The 18,643-nt window shown below is 70.8% G+C and carries 22 protein-coding genes; 8 read left to right on the plus strand and 14 right to left on the minus strand.

Annotated elements, in window-relative coordinates; genetic code table 11:
• Positions 1-127: 127 nt before the first annotated feature.
• Together ACFPA8_RS01445 and ACFPA8_RS01450 are read right to left on the minus strand one after the other, a co-directional pair.
• Positions 128-550, minus strand: a complete 423-nt coding sequence (locus ACFPA8_RS01445) for an acyl-CoA thioesterase (RefSeq protein ID WP_386440966.1) — start codon at positions 548-550, stop codon at positions 128-130.
• A 110-nt stretch (positions 551-660) separates the two neighbouring features.
• Positions 661-1,194 (minus strand): type 1 glutamine amidotransferase domain-containing protein, encoded by a 534-nt coding sequence (locus ACFPA8_RS01450; protein ID WP_386440968.1) that lies wholly within the window; start codon positions 1,192-1,194, stop codon positions 661-663.
• A gap of 564 nt (positions 1,195-1,758) precedes the next feature.
• On the opposite strand from ACFPA8_RS01450, the gene ACFPA8_RS01455 reads away from it, so the two are divergent.
• A complete protein-coding gene (locus tag ACFPA8_RS01455; protein WP_386440971.1) occupies positions 1,759-2,307 on the plus strand; it encodes a hypothetical protein in 549 nt (182 codons plus the stop codon).
• A gap of 253 nt (positions 2,308-2,560) precedes the next feature.
• On the opposite strand, the gene ACFPA8_RS01460 is transcribed toward ACFPA8_RS01455, so the two are convergent.
• The 3 genes from ACFPA8_RS01460 to ACFPA8_RS01470 all read right to left on the minus strand — a co-directional run bounded on the left by ACFPA8_RS01460 (position 2,561) and on the right by ACFPA8_RS01470 (position 4,750).
• Entirely contained in the window at positions 2,561-2,941 is a 381-nt protein-coding gene (locus ACFPA8_RS01460) for a hypothetical protein (RefSeq protein ID WP_386440973.1), read from the minus strand.
• Positions 2,942-3,055: 114 nt separating this feature from the next.
• Positions 3,056-3,916, minus strand: coding sequence for a hypothetical protein (locus ACFPA8_RS01465; protein WP_386440975.1), 861 nt, complete (start codon positions 3,914-3,916; stop codon positions 3,056-3,058).
• A gap of 234 nt (positions 3,917-4,150) precedes the next feature.
• Complete coding sequence (locus tag ACFPA8_RS01470) at positions 4,151-4,750, minus strand: TetR/AcrR family transcriptional regulator (RefSeq protein WP_386440978.1); 600 nt, start codon at positions 4,748-4,750, stop codon at positions 4,151-4,153.
• An 81-nt stretch (positions 4,751-4,831) separates the two neighbouring features.
• On the opposite strand from ACFPA8_RS01470, the gene ACFPA8_RS01475 reads away from it, so the two are divergent.
• Positions 4,832-5,647: a class I SAM-dependent methyltransferase gene (locus tag ACFPA8_RS01475; protein ID WP_386440981.1), complete on the plus strand. Its 816-nt coding sequence runs from the start codon at positions 4,832-4,834 to the stop codon at positions 5,645-5,647.
• 85 nt (positions 5,648-5,732) lie between these two features.
• Here ACFPA8_RS01475 and msrA (ACFPA8_RS01480) read toward each other — a convergent pair whose 3' ends face one another.
• The 5 genes from msrA (ACFPA8_RS01480) to mca all read right to left on the minus strand — a co-directional run bounded on the left by msrA (ACFPA8_RS01480) (position 5,733) and on the right by mca (position 9,748).
• Positions 5,733-6,371, minus strand: coding sequence for a peptide-methionine (S)-S-oxide reductase MsrA (gene msrA, locus ACFPA8_RS01480; protein WP_386440984.1), 639 nt, complete (start codon positions 6,369-6,371; stop codon positions 5,733-5,735).
• Between the two features lie 248 nt (positions 6,372-6,619).
• Positions 6,620-7,726 carry a serine hydrolase domain-containing protein gene (locus tag ACFPA8_RS01485; protein WP_386440987.1) on the minus strand — a complete coding sequence of 369 codons (1,107 nt, stop codon included), beginning with the start codon at positions 7,724-7,726 and terminating at the stop codon, positions 6,620-6,622.
• 127 nt (positions 7,727-7,853) lie between these two features.
• Positions 7,854-8,522, minus strand: coding sequence for a peptide-methionine (S)-S-oxide reductase MsrA (gene msrA / locus ACFPA8_RS01490; protein WP_386440990.1), 669 nt, complete (start codon positions 8,520-8,522; stop codon positions 7,854-7,856).
• Positions 8,523-8,559: 37 nt separating this feature from the next.
• Positions 8,560-8,874 carry a hypothetical protein gene (locus ACFPA8_RS01495; protein WP_386440993.1) on the minus strand — a complete coding sequence of 105 codons (315 nt, stop codon included), beginning with the start codon at positions 8,872-8,874 and terminating at the stop codon, positions 8,560-8,562.
• Between the two features lie 4 nt (positions 8,875-8,878).
• On the minus strand, positions 8,879-9,748 hold the full coding sequence (gene mca / locus ACFPA8_RS01500) for a mycothiol conjugate amidase Mca (RefSeq protein ID WP_386440996.1): 870 nt from the start codon (positions 9,746-9,748) through the stop codon (positions 8,879-8,881).
• 112 nt (positions 9,749-9,860) lie between these two features.
• Here mca and ACFPA8_RS01505 point away from each other — a divergent pair, with 112 nt between their 5' ends.
• Both ACFPA8_RS01505 and greA read left to right on the plus strand, forming a co-directional pair.
• On the plus strand, positions 9,861-10,325 hold the full coding sequence (locus tag ACFPA8_RS01505) for a DUF4307 domain-containing protein (protein ID WP_386440999.1): 465 nt from the start codon (positions 9,861-9,863) through the stop codon (positions 10,323-10,325).
• 132 nt (positions 10,326-10,457) lie between these two features.
• A complete protein-coding gene (gene greA, locus ACFPA8_RS01510; RefSeq protein ID WP_386441002.1) occupies positions 10,458-10,955 on the plus strand; it encodes a transcription elongation factor GreA in 498 nt (165 codons plus the stop codon).
• Positions 10,956-11,061: 106 nt separating this feature from the next.
• On the opposite strand, the gene ACFPA8_RS01515 is transcribed toward greA, so the two are convergent.
• The 3 genes from ACFPA8_RS01515 to ilvA form a co-directional block, all read right to left on the minus strand.
• Positions 11,062-11,928, minus strand: coding sequence for an ABC transporter permease (locus tag ACFPA8_RS01515; RefSeq protein WP_465270223.1), 867 nt, complete (start codon positions 11,926-11,928; stop codon positions 11,062-11,064).
• Positions 11,925-12,977, minus strand: a complete 1,053-nt coding sequence (locus ACFPA8_RS01520) for an ATP-binding cassette domain-containing protein (protein ID WP_386441005.1) — start codon at positions 12,975-12,977, stop codon at positions 11,925-11,927. The genes ACFPA8_RS01515 and ACFPA8_RS01520 overlap by 4 nt, the downstream gene beginning before the upstream one ends.
• Before the next feature lie 219 nt (positions 12,978-13,196).
• The gene (gene ilvA / locus ACFPA8_RS01525) at positions 13,197-14,426 is read right to left on the minus strand and encodes a threonine ammonia-lyase (RefSeq protein WP_386441008.1); all 1,230 of its coding nucleotides are present in this window, start codon (positions 14,424-14,426) and stop codon (positions 13,197-13,199) included.
• A gap of 201 nt (positions 14,427-14,627) precedes the next feature.
• Between ilvA and ACFPA8_RS01530 the strand changes: the two genes are divergently transcribed.
• From ACFPA8_RS01530 to ACFPA8_RS01540, 3 genes are all read left to right on the plus strand, one after another.
• The gene (locus tag ACFPA8_RS01530; RefSeq protein WP_386441011.1) at positions 14,628-15,161 is read left to right on the plus strand and encodes a MarR family winged helix-turn-helix transcriptional regulator; all 534 of its coding nucleotides are present in this window, start codon (positions 14,628-14,630) and stop codon (positions 15,159-15,161) included.
• A gap of 64 nt (positions 15,162-15,225) precedes the next feature.
• On the plus strand, positions 15,226-15,789 hold the full coding sequence (locus ACFPA8_RS01535) for a sigma factor-like helix-turn-helix DNA-binding protein (protein WP_386441014.1): 564 nt from the start codon (positions 15,226-15,228) through the stop codon (positions 15,787-15,789).
• A complete protein-coding gene (locus ACFPA8_RS01540; protein ID WP_386441017.1) occupies positions 15,786-16,034 on the plus strand; it encodes a hypothetical protein in 249 nt (82 codons plus the stop codon). The genes ACFPA8_RS01535 and ACFPA8_RS01540 overlap by 4 nt, the downstream gene beginning before the upstream one ends.
• A 109-nt stretch (positions 16,035-16,143) precedes the next feature.
• On the opposite strand, the gene ACFPA8_RS01545 is transcribed toward ACFPA8_RS01540, so the two are convergent.
• Positions 16,144-17,322: a cystathionine gamma-synthase gene (locus ACFPA8_RS01545; protein WP_386441020.1), complete on the minus strand. Its 1,179-nt coding sequence runs from the start codon at positions 17,320-17,322 to the stop codon at positions 16,144-16,146.
• 110 nt (positions 17,323-17,432) lie between these two features.
• On the opposite strand from ACFPA8_RS01545, the gene ACFPA8_RS01550 reads away from it, so the two are divergent.
• Positions 17,433-18,596 carry a hypothetical protein gene (locus ACFPA8_RS01550; protein WP_386441023.1) on the plus strand — a complete coding sequence of 388 codons (1,164 nt, stop codon included), beginning with the start codon at positions 17,433-17,435 and terminating at the stop codon, positions 18,594-18,596.
• Positions 18,597-18,643: the final 47 nt, after the last annotated feature.

Below are 18,643 nucleotides of genomic sequence, written 5' to 3' on the forward strand. Positions count from 1 at the left end.
CGAGACGAACAGGGCGGGGTACGGGCGCGACGGCCCGTACCCCGCCTTCTTGGTCAGTCACAGGCCGGGCCGGGCGCCCACGGCTGTGACTGCGCGTGCAGAGCCCGCAGTCACAGCCCCAGCGCAGTCACAGCCCCATCAGCTCCGGCCGTGCGGCGAGCTTCAGGAAGGGCCGGCGAGGATCCGCCACGAGGCGGCGCCGTTCGAGGTCCATCACCCCGCCCACGGAGTCGACCCGGGCAGCACACTCGCCGTCCGGGCCGAGGATCTCGTGCCGGACCCGGAACGTCTTGCCCTCGTCCCAGTCGAACTCGCAGGAGATGCGCACCTCGTCGCCCGCGCGCAACTCCCGCCGGTACTTCACTGTCGTCTCCAGGACGACCGGGCCCACGCCCTCGGCCAGGAGGTCCGCCTGCCGGATTCCGGCGGCGTCGAGGATCATCCACCGGGAGTGTTCCGCGTACTGCAGATACACGCTCTGGTTGACGTGGCCCTGGGCGTCGGTCTCGTACCCGCGCACAGTGACTGTGACGCTGAACTGTTCTGCCATGACGCCCAGTTCTACCTCAACGCCGCTCCGCCCGTATCTGCCGGCCGCGGGCCCGCTGCCGGGAGGACCGCAGGTCCGCGGCGGTACGCAGCCGGGGGCGGCGCCGGTGCTCAGCCGCCGAGCTGGCTCAGCACGGTCTCGTCGAACGCCTTGAGGTCGTCCGGCTTGCGGCTGGTGACCAGCGGGAACGGTCCGGCGTCGTCGACGACGGCCTCCTCGTCCACCCAGTGTGCGCCGGCGTTGCGCAGGTCGGTCTGCAGGCTGGGCCACGACGTGAGCGTACGGTCGCGCGCCACGTCGGCCTCGATGAGCGTCCACGGGGCGTGACAGATCGCGGCGACGAGCTTGCCGGATTCGCAGAACGTCTTCACCAGCCGCACGGCGTCGTCGTCCATCCGGAGCGCGTCCGGGTTCGCGACACCGCCGGGCAGCAGCAGAGCGTCGTACTCCTCGGCCGACGTCTCGTCGACGGTCTGGTCCACCTGGAAGGTGTCCGCGCTGTCGAGGTGGTTGAAGGCCTGGATACGGCCTGCGGTCGTGGAGACCAGCCGAGGGGTGTGCCCGGCGTGCTCGAGGTACTTCCACGGGTCCGTCAGTTCGACCTGCTCGACCCCTTCGGGGGCCACCAGAAAGGCGATGCGCATCTCTCGCCACTTCCCTCCACGTGTGTCGGCGCGACAGGTCCTTTCACTGTCCTGTGCCGGGTCCCCACCGCACCGGGGCTCATGCAGAGCTGCGCTGGCTTACCGGGGTGGGGCCTCCCGGGCGGGGTCGCCCTCCTGCGCCCGGCTGCGGGACGAGCGTGCGTACGGCCTGATGCCGTACGGTCCGCGCGCCCCCGGAGGGGCGGCGTGAGACGGCGTCGAGGGTGCGCGAAGTACGGCCGTTTCTGAAATCGATTTCGTGAAGAACTGCGCACGTTGTTGAGTTTTCAGTGGTCCAGAGCGGTTCCGACGGGCGGTGCGTAAAGCTGTAATTGTCCCCTTCAGTGGCGGGATTCTCGGACCTGAGCCTTTGTGCCGGGAGTAGGAAAACCAGCGTTCATTGACGTGTCAGCGTCATGGCTTGTACGGTCCCGCACGAAATCGATTGCTCGCGCTTCGCCGGTCACCCCAAGGCCATCGGAGTGGCGAGGGTTACAGGGTTCCGCGCCAGCAGGGACGCGTATCTACGCGCGTGCCTGTCCCCACCTGGAAGGAAGAAACCCCATGACGATCACCACGAAGATCAGACGCAAGACGATGGTCAGGAGCGCCACCGCTCTGGCAGTGGGCGTGCTCGTCGCAGGCGGACTGGCAGTGAACGCCTCCGCCGGTGAGACCCCGGTGAAGGAGCACCGCTCCAACGCGCAGATCCTCGACGAGAAGTGCGCCGTTCCGCCGGACTTCGACCCGGCGATCATCAACACCGTGCACGACGTCGCGACGCAGCGCGGAGTGACCGAGAAGGTCATGCTCGCCGCCTTCGAAGCGGGCTGGGTCGAGTCCCACATGCACAACCTCAACTGTGGCGACCGCGACTCCCTCGGCGTCTTCCAGCAGCGTCCCAGCGCCGGCTGGGGCACGCCCGAGCAGATTCTGGACCCGGTGTACGCCACGAACGCGTTCCTCGACCAGGCCATCCCGAACGACGCCAACAACCCCGGCTTCACCGCCGGTGAGCTCGCGCAGAGCGTCCAGCGGTCCGCCTTCCCCGAGCGCTACGACCAGAGCGAGGGCAAGGCCCGCGAGATGATCGCCGTGGCCGCGGGCAGCTGACGCCCGGAACCACTTCAGGCCCGGCCGGAGACCGCTCACCGGCCGGGCCCCCGGCAGGACGGTGACGACCGGCCGTGCCGGGGAGGCGTGAGAGCCTCCGGGAGCGGGGCGGCCGAGCTCCCCTCCCTCGCGGAGTGCGGCGGGCCGGCCGTCCTGTCGGCGTCCTCGGCGCGGGCCGTGCGACGGCCGCCGCCTCTTCCCGTCGGACGGCACCGGTGTCACCTCGCCGGTGCCGTCCGACGGTCCGGGACCCTCAGACGTTCTCGTCCATGCGGATGGCAGCTCTCAGATTCTCGTGGGCCCTCCGCGACCCCGGCCCTTCCCCGTTCTGTTCGAGCAGCACGGCGGCGATCGCGTCGAGTTTGCGCTGCAGGGCGTGCTCGGCCCGCCGCTCGGTGTTCTTCAGCAGAGCGAGCAGCAGCAGGCTCACGGCAGCCATCATGTCGCCCACGAAGATCATCCAGGCCACCGGCACTTCCACGAAGTGCACGATGACGAAAGCGATGATCAGGAGCACGCAGAAGCAGTAGAACGCCGGCGAGCCGGTGACGTTCGAAGCCGACTCGGCCATGCGCTCGAAGCGGCCCCGCCGGTCGCCGCCGCGCTCGGCGGGATGCTGAAGTGCCATCGTCATCTCGTCCTGTCCGTGCCGGAGGGTGTGGGCGGGCGTGTACCCGGCCTTCCCGCCCCGGACTCACGGCTCGAACACACGGCGCCGGACTCACGGCTCGAACACACGGCGTCGGGCTCACGCACTGCGCGCGGACGTGCCCGGGCGGTCCGGAGACCGGCGGAGAGCCTCGACGGCGCTGCCGGGGTCGTCGGCGAAGAAACGGACAGCGGTGGCCTTCGTCCGGCTGCCGAGGGGACGTACGACTGTGACGGGCTCCGTCAGTTCCACCGTCACATTGGTCTGTGAGGAGACCGGCACGGCACACCACCCGTCCTCGACGGTGACCAGGCCGCGTTCGTCGTAGTGGCGCGAGGTCCGCACGGACGCGATCAGTCTGCGCGGTATGCGCAGGTCGAAGAACGCGCCCGAACGGACGCGCAGTTCACCGGCGGAGACGACGTGCGGCCGGGTCACCCGCGCGGCGAGGACGGCCAGCACCGCGAGCAGCGAATATCCGTCGAGGACCAGGAAGACGGCGCGCAGCCCGGCCGGAGCGTCCAGTTTCTGGAGCAGGACCTCGACGGCGACCGCCTCCACCGCCATCACGGACGCCAGGGCGAGCAGGGTGGAGAACTGCTCCTTCGCGTACGGCACGTCGGTGGCGCCGGGGGGCACGCCGTTGCGGCGCCCGGTCGGCCACAGCAGGAGAGCGCCCAGCCCCCGGAGTTCGAAGGACGTGATCCTCCGTACCTGAACGGGCACCAGCTGCCGGACGCAGGTCCGCAGCGCCGCGCGGCGGTCTGCGCCCAGCCGGCGGGAGGCCGTGAACAGGCGCCAGGCGGTGGCCAGTTCGAGCAGGAGCACTGCTGCGACAGCGGATTCGGCCAGTACGGCCACCGGGCCCGGCATCCGGACTCCGGAGACGAGCAGCACGGCGAGAAGCAACTCGGCGGGGAACACGGCGAGCAGGACCGCACGGGAGAGCCTCAGCAACACGTGGACTCCTTCATTCGCGCGACGACCAGGCGGAAAATCCCGAACAGGGCGACGTGCCCTGGGCGATTCGCATGCCTCGATTGAAGACCTTGACGTAACGAGAAGGTCAACACGGCGCGGTGCGGGGCGATCACGGCTGCTGCGTCCGCCGAGCAGAGCGGCGAACGATGGCCCGCGGGCGGGGGCTCTCCGGGCGGTGGTCCGGGCGGGTGCCGGGCCGGCGCCCGGCAACGCTCAACGCAGCGGGTCTCTCGCGGCACCCGCGACGACTGTGGTCACCACCTTGTGCACGGCTCCGGCCTCCGGCCGGGGGCCTTCCCGGTCGGCGAAGAGCAGATGCACCGCCCCGATCAGCGTGGGAGCGAGTGTGCCGACGTCCGCGTCCGCCGCGACGCGGCCGAGAGCGCGCTCGGCGTCGAGGTAGGCGGCGAGCATGGCCGTGGCCTCCGTCAGGACGGGGACGCCGGTCGGTGTGGTCTCCCGCAGCCTGGCGCGCAGGCCGTCCCGGGAAGTGATGAGGGCGACGATCGCGACGCCGACCGACTCGAACAGTGTCGTCAGCGCTTCCGTGAGGTTTCCGGCGACGGTGCCGGACCCCACGGAGCCGTGCAGTGCGGCGGCCTGGCGGTCCATCCGTGCGATGCGGTCCTGTACGAGCTCGGCGAGGAAGGCGTCGAAGTCGGCGAAATGACGGTGCAGGACGCCCTTGGCGCACCGTGCCTCAGTGGTGACCGCCCGGCTGGTCAGCGCGTTCGGCCCGTCCCGGAGGAGGACGCGCTCGGTCGCGTCGAAGAGCTGCTGACGCACGTCGCGCATGGCCACGCCGGTCGGCATACCGCACACCCTTCTTCCTTCGCCGGGCAGTAGCGCCGCCCGCCTGTTGACGAGTGGGCACCTGCCCACCATAGTGGGCGCGTGCCCACTCCCTCGCTCCCCGGGAACGAACCTCACCGCCACCGCCAGGTCGCGGAGTCGTTCGGCACCGACACCGAACGCTATGACCGTGCCCGCCCCCGCTATCCCGAAGCCATGGTGCGCCGCATCGTCGCCGAGAGCCCCGGCACCGACGTCCTCGACGTCGGCTGCGGAACCGGCATCGCGGCGCGGCAGTTCCAGGCAGCAGGCTGCCGGGTTCTCGGGGTCGAGCCGGACGCGCGCATGGCCCAGACGGCGCGGCAGCGCGGACTCGAGACCGAGGTGGCGACGTTCGAAGGCTGGGACCCGGGAGGCCGGCGATTCGACGCGGTCGTCGCCGGCCAGTCCTGGCACTGGGTGGACCCCGTCGCGGGGTCGGCCAAGGCGGCGGACGTGCTGCGCCCGGGCGGCCGGGTGGCCGCGTTCTGGCACGTGTTCCAGCTTCCGCCCGAGGTCGCGGAGGGCTTCGCCGCGGCCTACCGGCGCGCCGTGCCCCACTCGCCGTTCAACCTCCCGACGACGACCGAGCAGGCCATGGGCGCGTATCGGTCCATGTTCGCCATGGCGGCCGACGGACTCCGGGAGACAGGCGCGTTCAGCGAACCCGAACAGTGGCGGTTCGACTGGGAGTGGTTCTGCACCCGGGACGCGTTCCTCGACCAGCTGCCGACCTTCGGCCTCCTCACCCGGCTCCCGCAGGACAAGGTGGCCGAGGTGCTGGAGGGTGCCGGGGCGGCCGTCGACGTGGTGGGCGGCAGCTTCACGATGCGCTACACGACGGTCGCGGTCACCGCGACGTGCGACCGGGCCGCCTGACCCCTCCCCGGCCGGCAGCGAGCCGGGCCGCCCCGGCCGCCCGGGCAGGTTCGGCAGGGTTCCGCCCTGTGTCCGCCCGCCCTCGTCACCTCAGCTCGACGCCCGTCCCGCCCAGACCGCAGTAGCCGCGCGGGTTCCGCTCCAGGTACTGCTGGTGCCGGGCCTCGGCGGGGTAGAAGGGGAAGGACTCGGCAGCCACGATCTCGGTGGTGATGTCGCCGTAGCCGGCTCGCCGGAGGGCCTTCTGATACGCCTCACGGGTCTGCTCCGCCGCCGCCCGCTGGGCCGGGGAGTGGCAGAAGATCATCGACCGGCAGTGGGTGCCGACGTCGTTGCCCTGGCGGAAGCCCTGCGTGGGGTCGTGCGCCTCCCAGAAGAGCTTGAGCAGCGTGCCGTAGGAGACCTTCGACGGGTCGAAGACCGCGCGTACCGTCTCGGCGTGACCGGTACGGCCGTCGGCGACCTCTTCGGAGATGGGATGCGGGGTGCTGCCGCCCTGGAAGCCGACCAGCGTGGTCCACACCCCGGGGGTCCGCCAGAAGCGGCGTTCGGCGCCCCAGAAGCAGCCGAGGGCGAATTCGGCGATCTCGAGGTGTGCCGGATAGGGGCCGGACAGGGGGGTCCCGAGCACCGCGTGGCTCTCCGGGACGGAGAACATCGGCTCGCTGCGCCCGGGCAGAGCCTCCTCGGGGGCGGGGAGGCGGAGGGTGAAGTCGCTCAGCATGGCATCTCCGTCGTGGTCGCATGGGGCGGGCGTCGTGGTGGCCCGACGCCGGGTCCGCCGTAGTAACTACCCCGCGAAGTCCCCGGGTGCCCGTCGTCCTCTGCGGACGCGACTTGTCGGGCCTCCTCGGCTGTGGGAGGAGACACCGCGGTGAGGGCAGGTTCTCGCGGCCCCGGAATTCACGCGGCGTGATCCCGTCGGCAGAAGACCCCCCGTGCCACCGATGCCGTTGCCACGGACCCGTCGGATCAAGCGCGCAGACCCATGAGCCCGTCGTAGGCGGCCATCACGAGCTCCAGTCCCCGGTTGTCGGCTGCGGGTTCGCGCATCTGACTGGTCACGTACGCCACCACCATCCGGCCCTCGGGCTCGATCATGACGATCGAACCGCCCCAGCCGCCCCACCCGAAGGTGTCGCCGAACAGCCCGTAGCCCAGCCCGTAACGGACCGGCATGCCCAGGACGCGGTCCTCACCGCTGAACTGCTCCTCCCGCGCACGGTCACAGCCCGCCTGCGACAGCAGTCGCACCCCGCGCACTGCCCCTCCGCAGGCCATCACCGACTGCACGAGGGCAACGGAGCGGGCGTTGCCGAAGCCGCTCGCTGCGGGGATCTGCGCGCGACGCCAGGCGACGCTGTTCCCGTCACGGATGCGTACGGCGGTGCCTGCGGCGGTGGCTGCGCTGCCGCCGGGCGCGCTCGCCGCATAGTCCTCGTCCCGGGACGAGGGCGGGACGGTGAGCGCCACCCGGTGATCGTGCTCGGCGGGCAGTCCGATGTGGAAGTCGGCACCCAGCGGCCCGGCCACCTCGGCTGCGAAGAACTCTCCCAGGCTCTGGCCGGTGATCCGGCGTACGACCTCACCCACGAGAAACCCCTGGGTGAGCGAGTGGTATCCGGCGGCGCTCCCCGGTTCCCATTGCGCAGCCCGAGCGGCCAGATGTGCCGTGGCGGTCGGCCAGTCGTAGAGATCCTCGATCGGCCCGTCCCAGTCGGGCAGGCCCGCAGTGTGCGCGAGCAGGTGCCGCACCAGCACGTTTTCCTTGCCTGCCGAGGCGAACTCAGGCCAGTACCGGCCGACCGGTGCGGCCGGATCGAGGTCGCCACGGTCGGCAAGGACCAGCGCGCACACTGCGGTCATCGTCTTCGTGACGGACCAGACGTTGGTGATGGTGTCCCGCTGCCACGGGATCGTGCGGGCCCCGTCGGCGAACCCACCCCAGACGTCCACGACCGGCTCGCCGTCCACGAAGACAGCAACCGAAGCGCCCGCGTCTCCGTCGTCCAGCAATCCGGCCAGCGCACTGGGCACGGCAGTGAACAGGTCGTCGTACGAGCCCTGAATATCGGCCATACGCCGTATTAGCGTGCATCAACCCGTAAGGGGCAATCGAATTTCCGGGCCCGGCACGTCTGTCGGGCACCCCTGTCGATCACCTGACGCGGCCACGGCCGGCTGGGCGCGACTCAGGCCGGTCCGGTTACTTCTCCGGCGCCGGTCCGACCCCCACCGGGCAGGAGACCCCCGTGCCGCCGATCCCGCAGTAGCCCGCCGGGTTCTTGTCGAGGTACTGCTGGTGGTAGCCCTCCGCCGGGTAGAAGGGCCGGTCGAGGGCGGGGAGGATCTCCGTGGTGATCGCCTTGTGCCCGGAGGCGGTGAGGACCTTCTGGTAGGCGTCACGCGAGGATTCCGCCGCTGCCTGCTGCGCGGGGCCGTGCGTGTGTATCGCGGAGCGGTACTGGGTGCCGGTGTCGTTGCCCTGGCGGAAGCCCTGCGTCGGGTCGTGGGCCTCCCAGAAGAGCTTCAGCAGGCTGTCGTAGGAGACGCGTGCGGGATCGAAGACCACACGTACCCCCTCGGTGTGCCCCGTCATGCCCGAGCAGACCTCTTCGTACGTGGGGTTCGGGGTGTGGCCGCCCTGGTAGCCGACCAGCGTCGTCCATACGCCGTCCGCCCGCCAGAAGATCCGTTCCGCCCCCCAGAAACAGCCCATGGCGAAGTCCGCCACCTCCAGGCCCTCCGGGTACGGGCCCAGCAGGGGGTTGCCGAGGACCGTGTGGCGGTCGGGTACGGCGAACTCCCGCTCCGGGCGGCCCGGCAGGGCTTCCTCGGCTGTCGGGAGGTGATTCTTGTGGCTGCCGAACAACATGGCGGAACTCCCGTCGTACGTACGCGATTCGTGCCGGTCAGAGGCCCGGGTCCGAGTCCTTCCCGCTCCTGGACGAAGCGGCCGGAGCCGACGCCGACCGGGCGGAGGACGAGGCGGAGGGCGAGGAGGGGGCGGAGGACCGCCCGTCCTCATCCGCCCGCACGGGCTGCTCCTCGAAGTCGACCTTGTTCATGTGCCGGTGCATCGACTTCATCAGCATCCACACCGCGAGGCCCATCGCGGCGAAGACGACGAAGCCGAGGACGCCCGGGGTCACCTTGTTCTCGTCCAGGTCCTTCGCGAGCGGGAGGAGCTGGGTCACGGCGGTGTGCGTCGGACTCGTCAGGGTCATGCCTTCAATTCTCCCGGATGCCCGCGAAGAGGTCGTCCTCGGGTAGCGAGGTCTCCACGAGAGACTTCGCCAGCTCGTACTCCTCCGTCGGCCAGACCTCCCGCTGCACGTCCATGGGGACCCGGAACCAGCCGCCGTCGGGGTCGATCTGCGTGGCGTGTGCGATCAGGGCCTTGTCGCGGATCTCGAAGTAGTCCCCGCAGGGCACATAGGTGGTGATCTCGCGCTCGCGGCCCATCGACTTCCAGCGCTCCAGCCACTCCCCGTACGGCGAGTCCAGCCCGCGGTCGAGCAGCGCCTCGTGCAGTGCCTGGGTGCGGGGACGGTTGAAGCCCTGGTTGTAGTAGATCTTCTGCGGCTGCCAGGCGGGACCCGCCTCCGGGTACTTGTCCGGGTCGCCCGCGGCCTCGAAGGCCGCCATCGAGATCTTGTGGGTCATGATGTGGTCGGGGTGCGGGTAGCCGCCGTTCTCGTCGTACGTGGTCACCACGTGCGGCTTGAACTCGCGGATGAGACGCACCAGGGCACCCGCCGCGACGTCGACGTCCTGGAGGGCGAAGCAGCCCTCCGGCAGTGGCGGCAGGGGATCGCCCTCCGGGAGACCGGAGTCGACGAAGCCGAGCCAGGCCTGCTTCACGCCCAGGATCTCCCGGGCCTCGTCCATCTCCTTCTTGCGCACCTCGTGGATGTGTTCCTCGATGTACGGGTCCCCCTGGAGCTTGGGGTTGAGGATGGAGCCCCGCTCGCCCCCTGTGCAGGTCGCGACCAGCACGTCCACCCCCTCGGACACGTACTTGGCCATCGTGGCGGCGCCCTTGCTCGACTCGTCGTCGGGGTGCGCGTGCACGGCCATCAGTCGCAGCTGGTCAGTCAAGACTCGGTCCTCGTTAACTCGTCAGGGCAGGCGACTCCTATAGTGACCGAATCGGCACCCCGATGTATTCCCGATTGCTGACCACCCCCGACCGACGGAAGTGGGCCCGGCCATGGTTGACCTGCGAGCGGAGGCGGGCGGAGAGCGCGCCCCCGGATCGACGGTGCCGCCCGCGGGCCGGTACGGCGGTACGGGAACCGCCGCGCAGCGGGACGCACGCACCGACCGCAGGCTGAAGGTGCTCGGCGCGGTGCTGGGCGTGCTGGGGCTGGCCGGCCTCGCCTGGATCGGCGCCGGATACATCTCCTCGCAGAAGGTCAGCGGCGAGATGATCAAGTTCAAGGTGGTCTCCGACCGTACGGTGGAAGTGCACGTCGAGGTCCGCAAGGACGTGGAGGCGGAAGGCGTCTGCACGCTGCGTGCGCTGTCGGCCGACGGCGCCGAGGTGGGACGGAAGGACGTCCCCGTCGCCGCGGGTGAGGACCGGGTGGACACCGTGGCTTCGGTACGCACCACGACGCGCGCGACGAGCGCCGAACTGATGGGCTGCGAACCCCGGGAAACCGAAGGTCATTGACGCTGCACGCAGCGTCCGTCCTTCTTCCCTTTTGAGCCTGAATTGTTAGGCTCGTAGTTTCCGCCCCACCCTGAAGGCGCAGCCTCATGGGCAGGGCGATGTTTTTATTCCCAGTACCGACGAGGAGCACCTGTGACCCAGACCAGCGACAACGTCACCTGGCTCACCCAGGAGGCGTACGACCAGCTCAAGGCCGAGCTGGAGTACCTGTCGGGTCCTGCACGCATCGAGATCTCCAAGAAGATCGAGGCGGCTCGCGAGGAGGGTGACCTCCGCGAGAACGGCGGGTACCACGCGGCCAAGGAGGAGCAGGGCAAGCAGGAGCTGCGCGTGCGGCAGCTGGAACAGCTGCTGGAGAACGCCAAGGTCGGCGAGGCTCCCGAGGACACCGGCGTGGTGGCGCCCGGCATGGTCGTGACGATCGCCTTCGACGGTGACGAGGACGACACGGTGACCTTCCTGCTCGCCTCACGCGAGTACGCGAGCACGGAGATCGAGACGTACTCACCGCAGTCCCCGCTGGGCAGCGGCGTGAACGGCAAGAAGGTCGGTACGGAGGCCGAGTACGAACTCCCGAACGGCAAGATGGCCTCGGTGAAGATCCTGGAGGCCAAGCCCTACCAGGGCTGAGCGCCGGACAGCGGTGGGCCCCGGCCGGATGGCCGGGGCCCACCGCTGCTCTGTGTGCGGCGGGGGCTCGCTCGGTTCCGCCGCCCCGGAAGCCCGGGGAGCGAGGTCAGGCAGTCGCCGACTTGTACTTGCGCACCGCGAGGGTGCGGAAGAGCGCGACGATCAGGATCGACCAGATCAGCGACGCCCAGACCGGGTGCTGCATCGGCCAGGCGTCGGGCACGGGGTAGTTCGGCGGGAGGTTGCCGAACAGCTCGCGGCAGGCCTGCACGGTGGCGCTGAAGGGGTTCCACTCGGCGAAGTGCCGCAGGACGGTCGGCATGTTCTGCGACGGGACGAACGCGTTCGAGATGAACGTCAGCGGGAAGAGCCAGATCAGCCCGCCCGAGGTCGCCGCCTCCGGGGTGCGGACCGACAGCCCGATCAGCGCCCCGATCCAGGTGAAGGCGTACCCGAGGAGGAGCAGCAGGCCGAATCCGGCGAGCACCTTCAGCCCGTTCTCGTGGGTGCGCCAGCCGACGAGGACCGCGACGACCGCCAGCACTATCAGCGTCAGAGCCGTCTGGACGAGGTCGGCGATCGTACGGCCGGTGAGCACCGCCCCGCGGGCCATGGGCAGCGAGCGGAAGCGGTCGATGAGGCCCTTGTGCATGTCCTCGGCGATGCCCGCGCCCGCGCCGGCGGTGGCGAAGGTGACGGTCTGGGCGAAGATGCCGGCCATCAGGAACTCGCGGTAGAGGCCCGGGTCGAGGCCGGCACCGGGGAGGTTGATGGAGCCCCCGAAGACGTAGCTGAAGAGCACCACGAACATGATGGGCTGGAAGAGCCCGAAGACGACGACTTCGGGGATGCGCACCATGCGGATGAGGTTGCGCTTCGCCATGGTCAGCGAGTCGGTGACGGACTGGCGGAGACCGCCGCCGGCCGGGGCGGCCGGACGGGGAGCCGTCGGCGCCGTGCTGGTGGCAGTCACTGGACGGCCTCCTTCTTCCTCTGCTTCTTGGACTTCCGCTTCTGCCTGCCGCCGGCCGCGTCGCCGTCGTCCCCGGACGCGGCGGGCCCGTCGTCCTCGGCGCTGTGTCCGGTGAGCGTGATGAACACGTCGTCGAGGGTGGGCCGGCGCAGTCCGATGTCGTCGATCTCGATGCCGCGCGAGTCGAGCTCCCGGATCACCTCGGCCAGCAGCTTGGCCCCGCCGGCGACGGGGACGGTCAGCCTGCGGGTGTGCTGTTCGACCGTGACGCCGCTCTGGGCGGCGCCCTGCAGGCTGTGCCCGGCCAGCAGCGTCTCGGCAGTGGCGATCTGGCTCCTCTCGTGCACGACGACCTCGATCCGCTCGCCGCCCGTCTGGGCCTTGAGCTGGTCGGAGGTGCCGCGGGCGATGACCTGGCCGCGGTCGACGACGGCGATGTCGTGCGCGAGGCGGTCGGCCTCTTCGAGGTACTGGGTGGTGAGCAGCAGGGTCGTGCCGCCGGCGACCAGCTCCTCGATGACCTCCCACAGCTGAAGGCGGTTGCGGGGATCGAGGCCCGTGGTGGGCTCGTCCATGAACATCACCGGAGGACGGACGACCAGGGCGGCGGCGAGGTCCAGGCGGCGGCGCATCCCTCCGGAGTACGTCTTGGCCGTACGGTCGGCGGCGTCCGCGAGGTTGAAGCGCTCCAGCAGCTCGGCGGCCCGTGCCTTCGCGTCGCGTGCGGAGAGCTGGTAGAGCTGGCCGACCATCTGCAGGTTCTCCCTGCCGGTCAGGTATTCGTCGATGGCGGCGAACTGGCCGGACAGGCCGATCGACCGCCGTACCTCGTGAGGCTGTTTGAGGACGTCGAGTCCGGCGACGACGGCTCTGCCGCTGTCGGGTGTGAGGAGGGTGGTGAGCACCCGTACGGCAGTGGTCTTCCCGGCGCCGTTCGGCCCGAGCAGACCCAGCACGGTGCCCTCGGGGACGTCGAGATCGACGCCGTCCAGTGCCCTTACCTCGCCGAAGGTCTTGACCAGACCCTCGGCGTAAATGGCGCCTGGCATAGGTGGGCTCCCAGGGTGTGGAGAGGTGAGTGGTGAAGGTTGTGCACACCGGAAATATCCGGCATGCGGGATCAACTGCCTTTTCTGCGGGCTTCGCAGGGCAGTGGTGACAGCAGTATCCGCGAACGCGATACATCGCGTCAACTGCTCGCGACAGTCGCGAGTGTGACGCGTCTGCCTCCGTCCGGCGCGCTCCTCCGGAACCGGGGGCGGGTGCCTTCAGCGGGTCGGGACCACCGTGTAACCCGCCGCGCGCAGGGTGGCTGCGACGTCGGTGCAGTGCTCCGGACCCTGCGTCTCCAGGTGCAGCTCCACCTCCACTTCGTCGAGCCCGAGCCGTGGGTCGGTCCGTACATGGCTGACGTCCAGGACGTTAGCGTCCGCCACTGACAACTCCTGGAGCAGAGCTGCCAGCGCCCCCGGACGGTCCCTCAGCCTCAGCCGCAGCGACAGGTAGCGGCCGGCGGCCGCCATGCCGTGCCGCAGGGTCCGCTGCATCAGGAGCGGGTCGACGTTGCCCCCCGAGAGCACGGCCACCACAGGTCCTTCGAAGGCGTCCGGCTGGGAGAGCAGCGCCGCCACCGGACTCGCGCCGGCAGGCTCCACGACGAGTTTGGCGCGCTCCAGGCAGAGCAGAAGGCCGCTGGAGAGGGCGTCCTCGGACACCGTACGGACCTCGTCGACGAGGTCGCCAATGATTTTGAAGGGCACGTTTCCGGGCCGGCCCACCTTGATCCCGTCGGCCATGGTCGAGACCGACTCCAGGGTCACCGGGTGGCCCGCGGAGAGCGAGGGCGGGTAGGCGGCGGCGCCCTCCGCCTGCACACCGATCAGCCGTACGTCCGGGCGGAGCTCCTTGACTGCCACCGCGATGCCCGCGAGCAGTCCGCCGCCGCCCACGCCGACCACGATCGTGCGGACCTCCGGGCACTGTTCGAGGATCTCGAGACCGAGCGTGCCCTGCCCCGCCACCACGTCGGGGTGGTCGAAGGGGTGGATGAAGACCGCGCCCGTCTGCTGCGCGTACTCGCGTGCCGCGTGCAGCGTCTCGTCCACGACCTGGCCGTGCAGACGGACCTCCGCCCCGTAGTCGCGGGTCGCCGCGACCTTCGGCAGCGGTGCGCCCTCCGGCATGAACACGGTGGAGGCGACGCCGAGCAGGGAGGCCGCCAGGGCCACACCCTGCGCGTGGTTGCCGGCGCTGGCGGCGACGACGCCGCGGGCCCGCTCCTCATGGGTGAGGCCCGCGATGCGCACGTAGGCGCCGCGCAGCTTGAAGGAGCCGGTGCGCTGGAGGTTCTCGCACTTGAAATGGACCGGGGAGCCGACCAGGGACGTCAGGTGGCGGCTGCCTTCCATCGAGGTCGTCCGGGCGACGCCGGAGAGTGTCTTCTGCGCGGCCCGTACGTCGTCGACGGACAGCGCAGGTGCATCGGGAAGGGAGACCATGCGGCCAGTCTCGCAGCTCACGGCCGGAAGAGCCCCGCAGGATACCTGCCCGCACGGGTTCACGCAGCGGAGGCACGACTCGGGTCGCCGCCGCGTAGGCTGGTCGGCACAGACCGAGTACGCCAGCGAAGTCGGTCAGGAACTCGTCAGCCCAGTTCGTTACGTGCCTTTGCACCTTCCGAAGAAGCGAGCACCTCGGCCATGCCCACGCAACCGGACACGATGACACACAACAGCCCTGGCGGTGCCTCCGGGGATCACGAGACCGCAGGCCCCGTCCTCGACGCCATGCAGCACCAGGTCGCCGTCTTCGCACGCCGCGCGGAACAGACCCGGCTCGGCGGCCTCGGTCAGGCACGCAACTCGATGGACCGCGCCGCGTACCTGCTGCTCAACAGGCTCGACCAGGTCGGTCCCATGGGGGTCAAGGCCCTCGCCTCCGGCATGGGCATCGACTCCTCGACGGTCACCCGGCAGGTCGCGCCTCTCGTCGATGCCGGGCTGGTCACCCGTACCACGCACCCGGAGGACGGCCGGGCCGTCGTCCTCAAGCTCTCGCCGCACGGCTCGGCGCGCCTGGAGCAGGTGCGTTCGTCGCGGCGGGAACTGATGGCGCTGCTGACCGAGGAGTGGAGCGAGGAGGAGCGGGAGTCGTTCTGTCTGCTGCTCACCCGCTTCAACGCGGCGATAGAGGGCATACAGCCGTCCACCGTTCCGGGCCCGCCCGCCTCTTGATTTGATCAGTCTGCCTGCCGTCCTATGGCCATAGGCGCCACAGGGCGGGTGGGAGGCGCACAAGGTGGGAGAGCGGCGGGAACGACAGGAACGCCGCCGGGCCCGGGAGTTCGAGGCGTTCGTCGCGGGCGCGGCAGGCAGGCTGCTGCATGCCGCCACGCTGCTCACGGCGGAACCGGGCGGAGCGGCCCCGGCCGCGCAGCAGCTGCTCGTGGGCGCTCTGTCCCGTACGTACGCCGACTGGGACCGGCTGCGGGGCGAGGATCCGTACGAACGCACGCGGCACGACCTGATGGTGCGCTTCGCACACCACGCCTGGCGCTACCGCCGTCCACGCGGCGGACTGCTGGGCCGGCTGCCGCCGCAGGAGCGGCTGATACTGGTGCTGCGGCTCTACGAGGGCGTGGCGGAGGAACAGGTCGCCGCCACTCTCGGGCTTCCCGTCGAACGGGTACGGGAGCTGTGCACGAGGGGGATGGCGGCGATGCTCAGCAGCGAGGAGGCAGGCGCCGCCGGTCAGCAGGGCATCCGGCGCCTCGTCGCGGGCACGGTGTTCCGGGAGGCGTGGCCCCGGGGCGGCGCTGACGGCCGCGAGCGTGCCGGACGGGACCCGGAGGGGGTCGCATGAGACTTCCCGACCGCAAGGAGACCGAGGTACGGGCCATGCTGGAGAGCGGGACGCCCGGTCCCGTACCGACCGACCTGGCCGAGCGCGCCGTGCTGCTCGGGCACCGCACGGCACAGCGCCGGCGCACCGTGCAATGGCTCATGTGGATCTTCTTCGCGGCTGCCGTCGCCTTCGCGGTGTGGGCCGCGGTGGCCGAGCCGTGGATGGGGCGGCCGCAGCAGACGACACCGCCGCTCGGCTGGTAGCGGCGTCCGCCGTCCGCGGGGGGCCCGCCGGAGGCGGTCCGCGGTGACGGACGGGGGCGGTCCGCGGTGACGGACGGGGGCCGCAGGTGCCGGCGGCCCCCTGACCGCCTCAGTCCAGCGCCTTCTGCAGCGCGTGCCGCAGGTCCGCCAGCAGGTCCTCCGCCGACTCGATCCCGACCGAGAGCCGGATCAGGTCCGAGGGAACCTCCAGCGCCGAACCCGCCGCCGACGCGTGCGTCATGCGTGCCGGGTGCTCGATCAGCGACTCGACTCCGCCGAGCGATTCGCCCAGCGTGAACAGCTGGGTGCTGTCGCACACCCGCACTGCCGCCTCCTCGCCGCCCGTCACCCGGAAGGAGACCATCCCGCCGAAGGCCCGCATCTGCTTCGCCGCGGTCTCGTGCCCCGGGTGGGAAGGAAGCCCCGGGTAGTACACCTGCGTCACCTTCGGGTGCGCGGTCAGCATCTCGGCGACGCGGGTCGCGTTGGCGCTGTGGCGGTCCATCCGTACGGCCAGTGTCTTCGTCCCCCGCATCACCAGCCAGGAGTCGAAGGGCCCGGCCACGGCGCCCATCGCGTTCTGGTGGAAGGCGATCTCGGCGGCCAGTTCCGCTTCGTTCACCACGAGCGCGCCGCCGACCACGTCGGAGTGGCCGCCCATGTACTTCGTCGTCGAGTGCACGACGATGTCCGCGCCCAGGGCGAGCGGCTGCTGGAGGTACGGGCTGGCGAACGTGTTGTCGACGACCAGCCGGGCCCCCGCGCCGTGCGCGACCTCGGCGAGGGCCGTGATGTCGCTGATGCCGAGGAGCGGGTTGGAGGGCGTCTCGGTCCACACGGCCTTCGTACGGTCGCGCAGCGCGGCGCGTACCGCGGCGGGGTCGGAGGAGTCGGCGACCGACCACTCCACGCCCCACCGCTCGGCGACCCGCGCGAAGAGGCGGAAGGTGCCCCCGTAGGCGTCGTTGGGGATGACGACGTGATCACCCGGCACGAGAAGCGTCCGCAGCAGGCAGTCCTCGGCGGCCATGCCGGAGGCGAAGGCGAAGCCGTTGCGCCCGCCCTCCAGCGCGGCCAGATTCTGCTCGAGGGCGGTACGTGTGGGGTTCGCGGAACGGCTGTACTCGTAGCCGCCGCGGAGCCCTCCGACACCGTCCTGCTTGTACGTGGACACCTGGTAGATGGGCGGTACCACCGCCCCGGTGGCGGGGTCGGCGGTCTGCCCCGCGTGGATCGCGATGGTCTCGAAGTTCTGGGGAGTCGGCCCGTCGTGGCGCTGGTCGGTCATGGGGCGAGAGTAATGCGCCGTACGGTGGAGGCGGAGCGGCTCCGACGAACCGCGTCCGTCGAATGCCGCGGGAACGCGGCACACGCGTACTCACGGGGAGAAACGCACCCATGGAAGCCCTGCTCGTACTCGTTGCACTGACCGCCATCTTCGGCGTGCTGGTCGCTCCGGCGATGCGCCGGCGGCGGCAGCGGATGGAAGGGGCCCAGGGGTACGCCCGTGCTCTGGACCCCGGCGCCGGCTACGGATTCGTGCCCGCGGAGCACCTCGACGTACGGCTGCCCGGTCCCGACCACGAACTCGTCGAGGCGCTGGAGGAGACCCAGCGCACCCAGGACTGGCAGCCGGTCGCGCGCCTGCTCGCCCTCACCGGCGACGAGTGGGAGCTGCGCTGGCAGCGGGTGCAGTCCATGGCCGGCGCCGCGGCGATGGAGCTGGCCCAGGCCCGGGAACTGGGCGTGCCCGACGCCCCTGCGGGCGACGCGACCGGCGGTGTCTCCTTCCGCAAGGAGGCCGGAGCGAGGGACGCGCGCTGGCTCCGTGAGTGGCGGACGCAGCAGCCGGACGACGCGGGCGGCGCGGAGGTGTACGCGCAGTTCCTCGTCTGGCAGGCGCTGACCGATCCCTCGTCCGCGGACCACCGCATCATCCTGGAGGAGGCGCGCACGGTCTGCGGAGAGGCCGTCGGGCTCGCTCCCGCCGACCCCACGCCGCACATCACCGAGCTGTTCGTCGCCCGCCATCTCTCCTACCGGCGGGCCGACTTCGAGGAGCTGTGGGCGACGTTGCGGCGGAAGGCGCCGCACCACATGGGCGCCCACCTCGCCGCCCTGCCGTACTGGTCGGAGAAGGGGTGCGGGTCGCGGGCCGACGCCGACGCCTTCGCGCAGACGGCCGCCGCCCAGGCCCCCGAGGGCACTCTCCTGCCGGCGCTGCCGCTCTTCGCCGTGTACGAGCACCTGCCGGAGGTCAACGTGGTGCGGGGGCTGTACCAGAGCGAGGAGATCGAGAAGGCCGTGGAGGCGGCGGAGTACGCCGTCGACCAGGTGGAGGCCGCTCATCCGGTACGGCCGCACGTCCTGCACATGCTGGTCTGCTTTCTCGTACGCGCCGAACGGTACGGCGAGGCGATGGAGGCGCTGCGCGTGGTGGACGGCTATGTGGGGGCCATGCCCTGGGCCGACTCCGGCGACCCGGCCCAGCACTACGCGGCGTACCGCGCGCTGGCCGTGGCGGGCTGGGAGGCGTCGGGCGGCGCGCACGCGCAGCTCTGACCGGGTGCGGGTCCGGAGGGGAGAGGGGGACGCGGCCCAGCGGGGGC

This window comes from Streptomyces ovatisporus (genome assembly GCF_042653885.1).
In the GTDB taxonomy this organism is placed as follows: Bacteria; Actinomycetota; Actinomycetes; order Streptomycetales; family Streptomycetaceae; genus Streptomyces; species Streptomyces ovatisporus.

Coding starts and splice junctions, on each gene's coding strand:
- ACFPA8_RS01445 (WP_386440966.1), bottom strand. CDS start 550: ATGGCAGAACAGTTCAGCGTCACAGTCACTGTGCGCGGGTACGAGACC.
- ACFPA8_RS01450 (WP_386440968.1), bottom strand. CDS start 1,194: ATGCGCATCGCCTTTCTGGTGGCCCCCGAAGGGGTCGAGCAGGTCGAA.
- ACFPA8_RS01455 (WP_386440971.1), top strand. CDS start 1,759: ATGACGATCACCACGAAGATCAGACGCAAGACGATGGTCAGGAGCGCC.
- ACFPA8_RS01460 (WP_386440973.1), bottom strand. CDS start 2,941: ATGACGATGGCACTTCAGCATCCCGCCGAGCGCGGCGGCGACCGGCGG.
- ACFPA8_RS01470 (WP_386440978.1), bottom strand. CDS start 4,750: ATGCCGACCGGCGTGGCCATGCGCGACGTGCGTCAGCAGCTCTTCGAC.
- msrA (WP_386440984.1), bottom strand. CDS start 6,371: ATGCTGAGCGACTTCACCCTCCGCCTCCCCGCCCCCGAGGAGGCTCTG.
- ACFPA8_RS01485 (WP_386440987.1), bottom strand. CDS start 7,726: ATGGCCGATATTCAGGGCTCGTACGACGACCTGTTCACTGCCGTGCCC.
- msrA (WP_386440990.1), bottom strand. CDS start 8,522: ATGTTGTTCGGCAGCCACAAGAATCACCTCCCGACAGCCGAGGAAGCC.
- ACFPA8_RS01495 (WP_386440993.1), bottom strand. CDS start 8,874: ATGACCCTGACGAGTCCGACGCACACCGCCGTGACCCAGCTCCTCCCG.
- ACFPA8_RS01505 (WP_386440999.1), top strand. CDS start 9,861: ATGGTTGACCTGCGAGCGGAGGCGGGCGGAGAGCGCGCCCCCGGATCG.
- ACFPA8_RS01520 (WP_386441005.1), bottom strand. CDS start 12,977: ATGCCAGGCGCCATTTACGCCGAGGGTCTGGTCAAGACCTTCGGCGAG.
- ilvA (WP_386441008.1), bottom strand. CDS start 14,426: ATGGTCTCCCTTCCCGATGCACCTGCGCTGTCCGTCGACGACGTACGG.
- ACFPA8_RS01530 (WP_386441011.1), top strand. CDS start 14,628: ATGCCCACGCAACCGGACACGATGACACACAACAGCCCTGGCGGTGCC.
- ACFPA8_RS01540 (WP_386441017.1), top strand. CDS start 15,786: ATGAGACTTCCCGACCGCAAGGAGACCGAGGTACGGGCCATGCTGGAG.
- ACFPA8_RS01545 (WP_386441020.1), bottom strand. CDS start 17,322: ATGACCGACCAGCGCCACGACGGGCCGACTCCCCAGAACTTCGAGACC.
- ACFPA8_RS01550 (WP_386441023.1), top strand. CDS start 17,433: ATGGAAGCCCTGCTCGTACTCGTTGCACTGACCGCCATCTTCGGCGTG.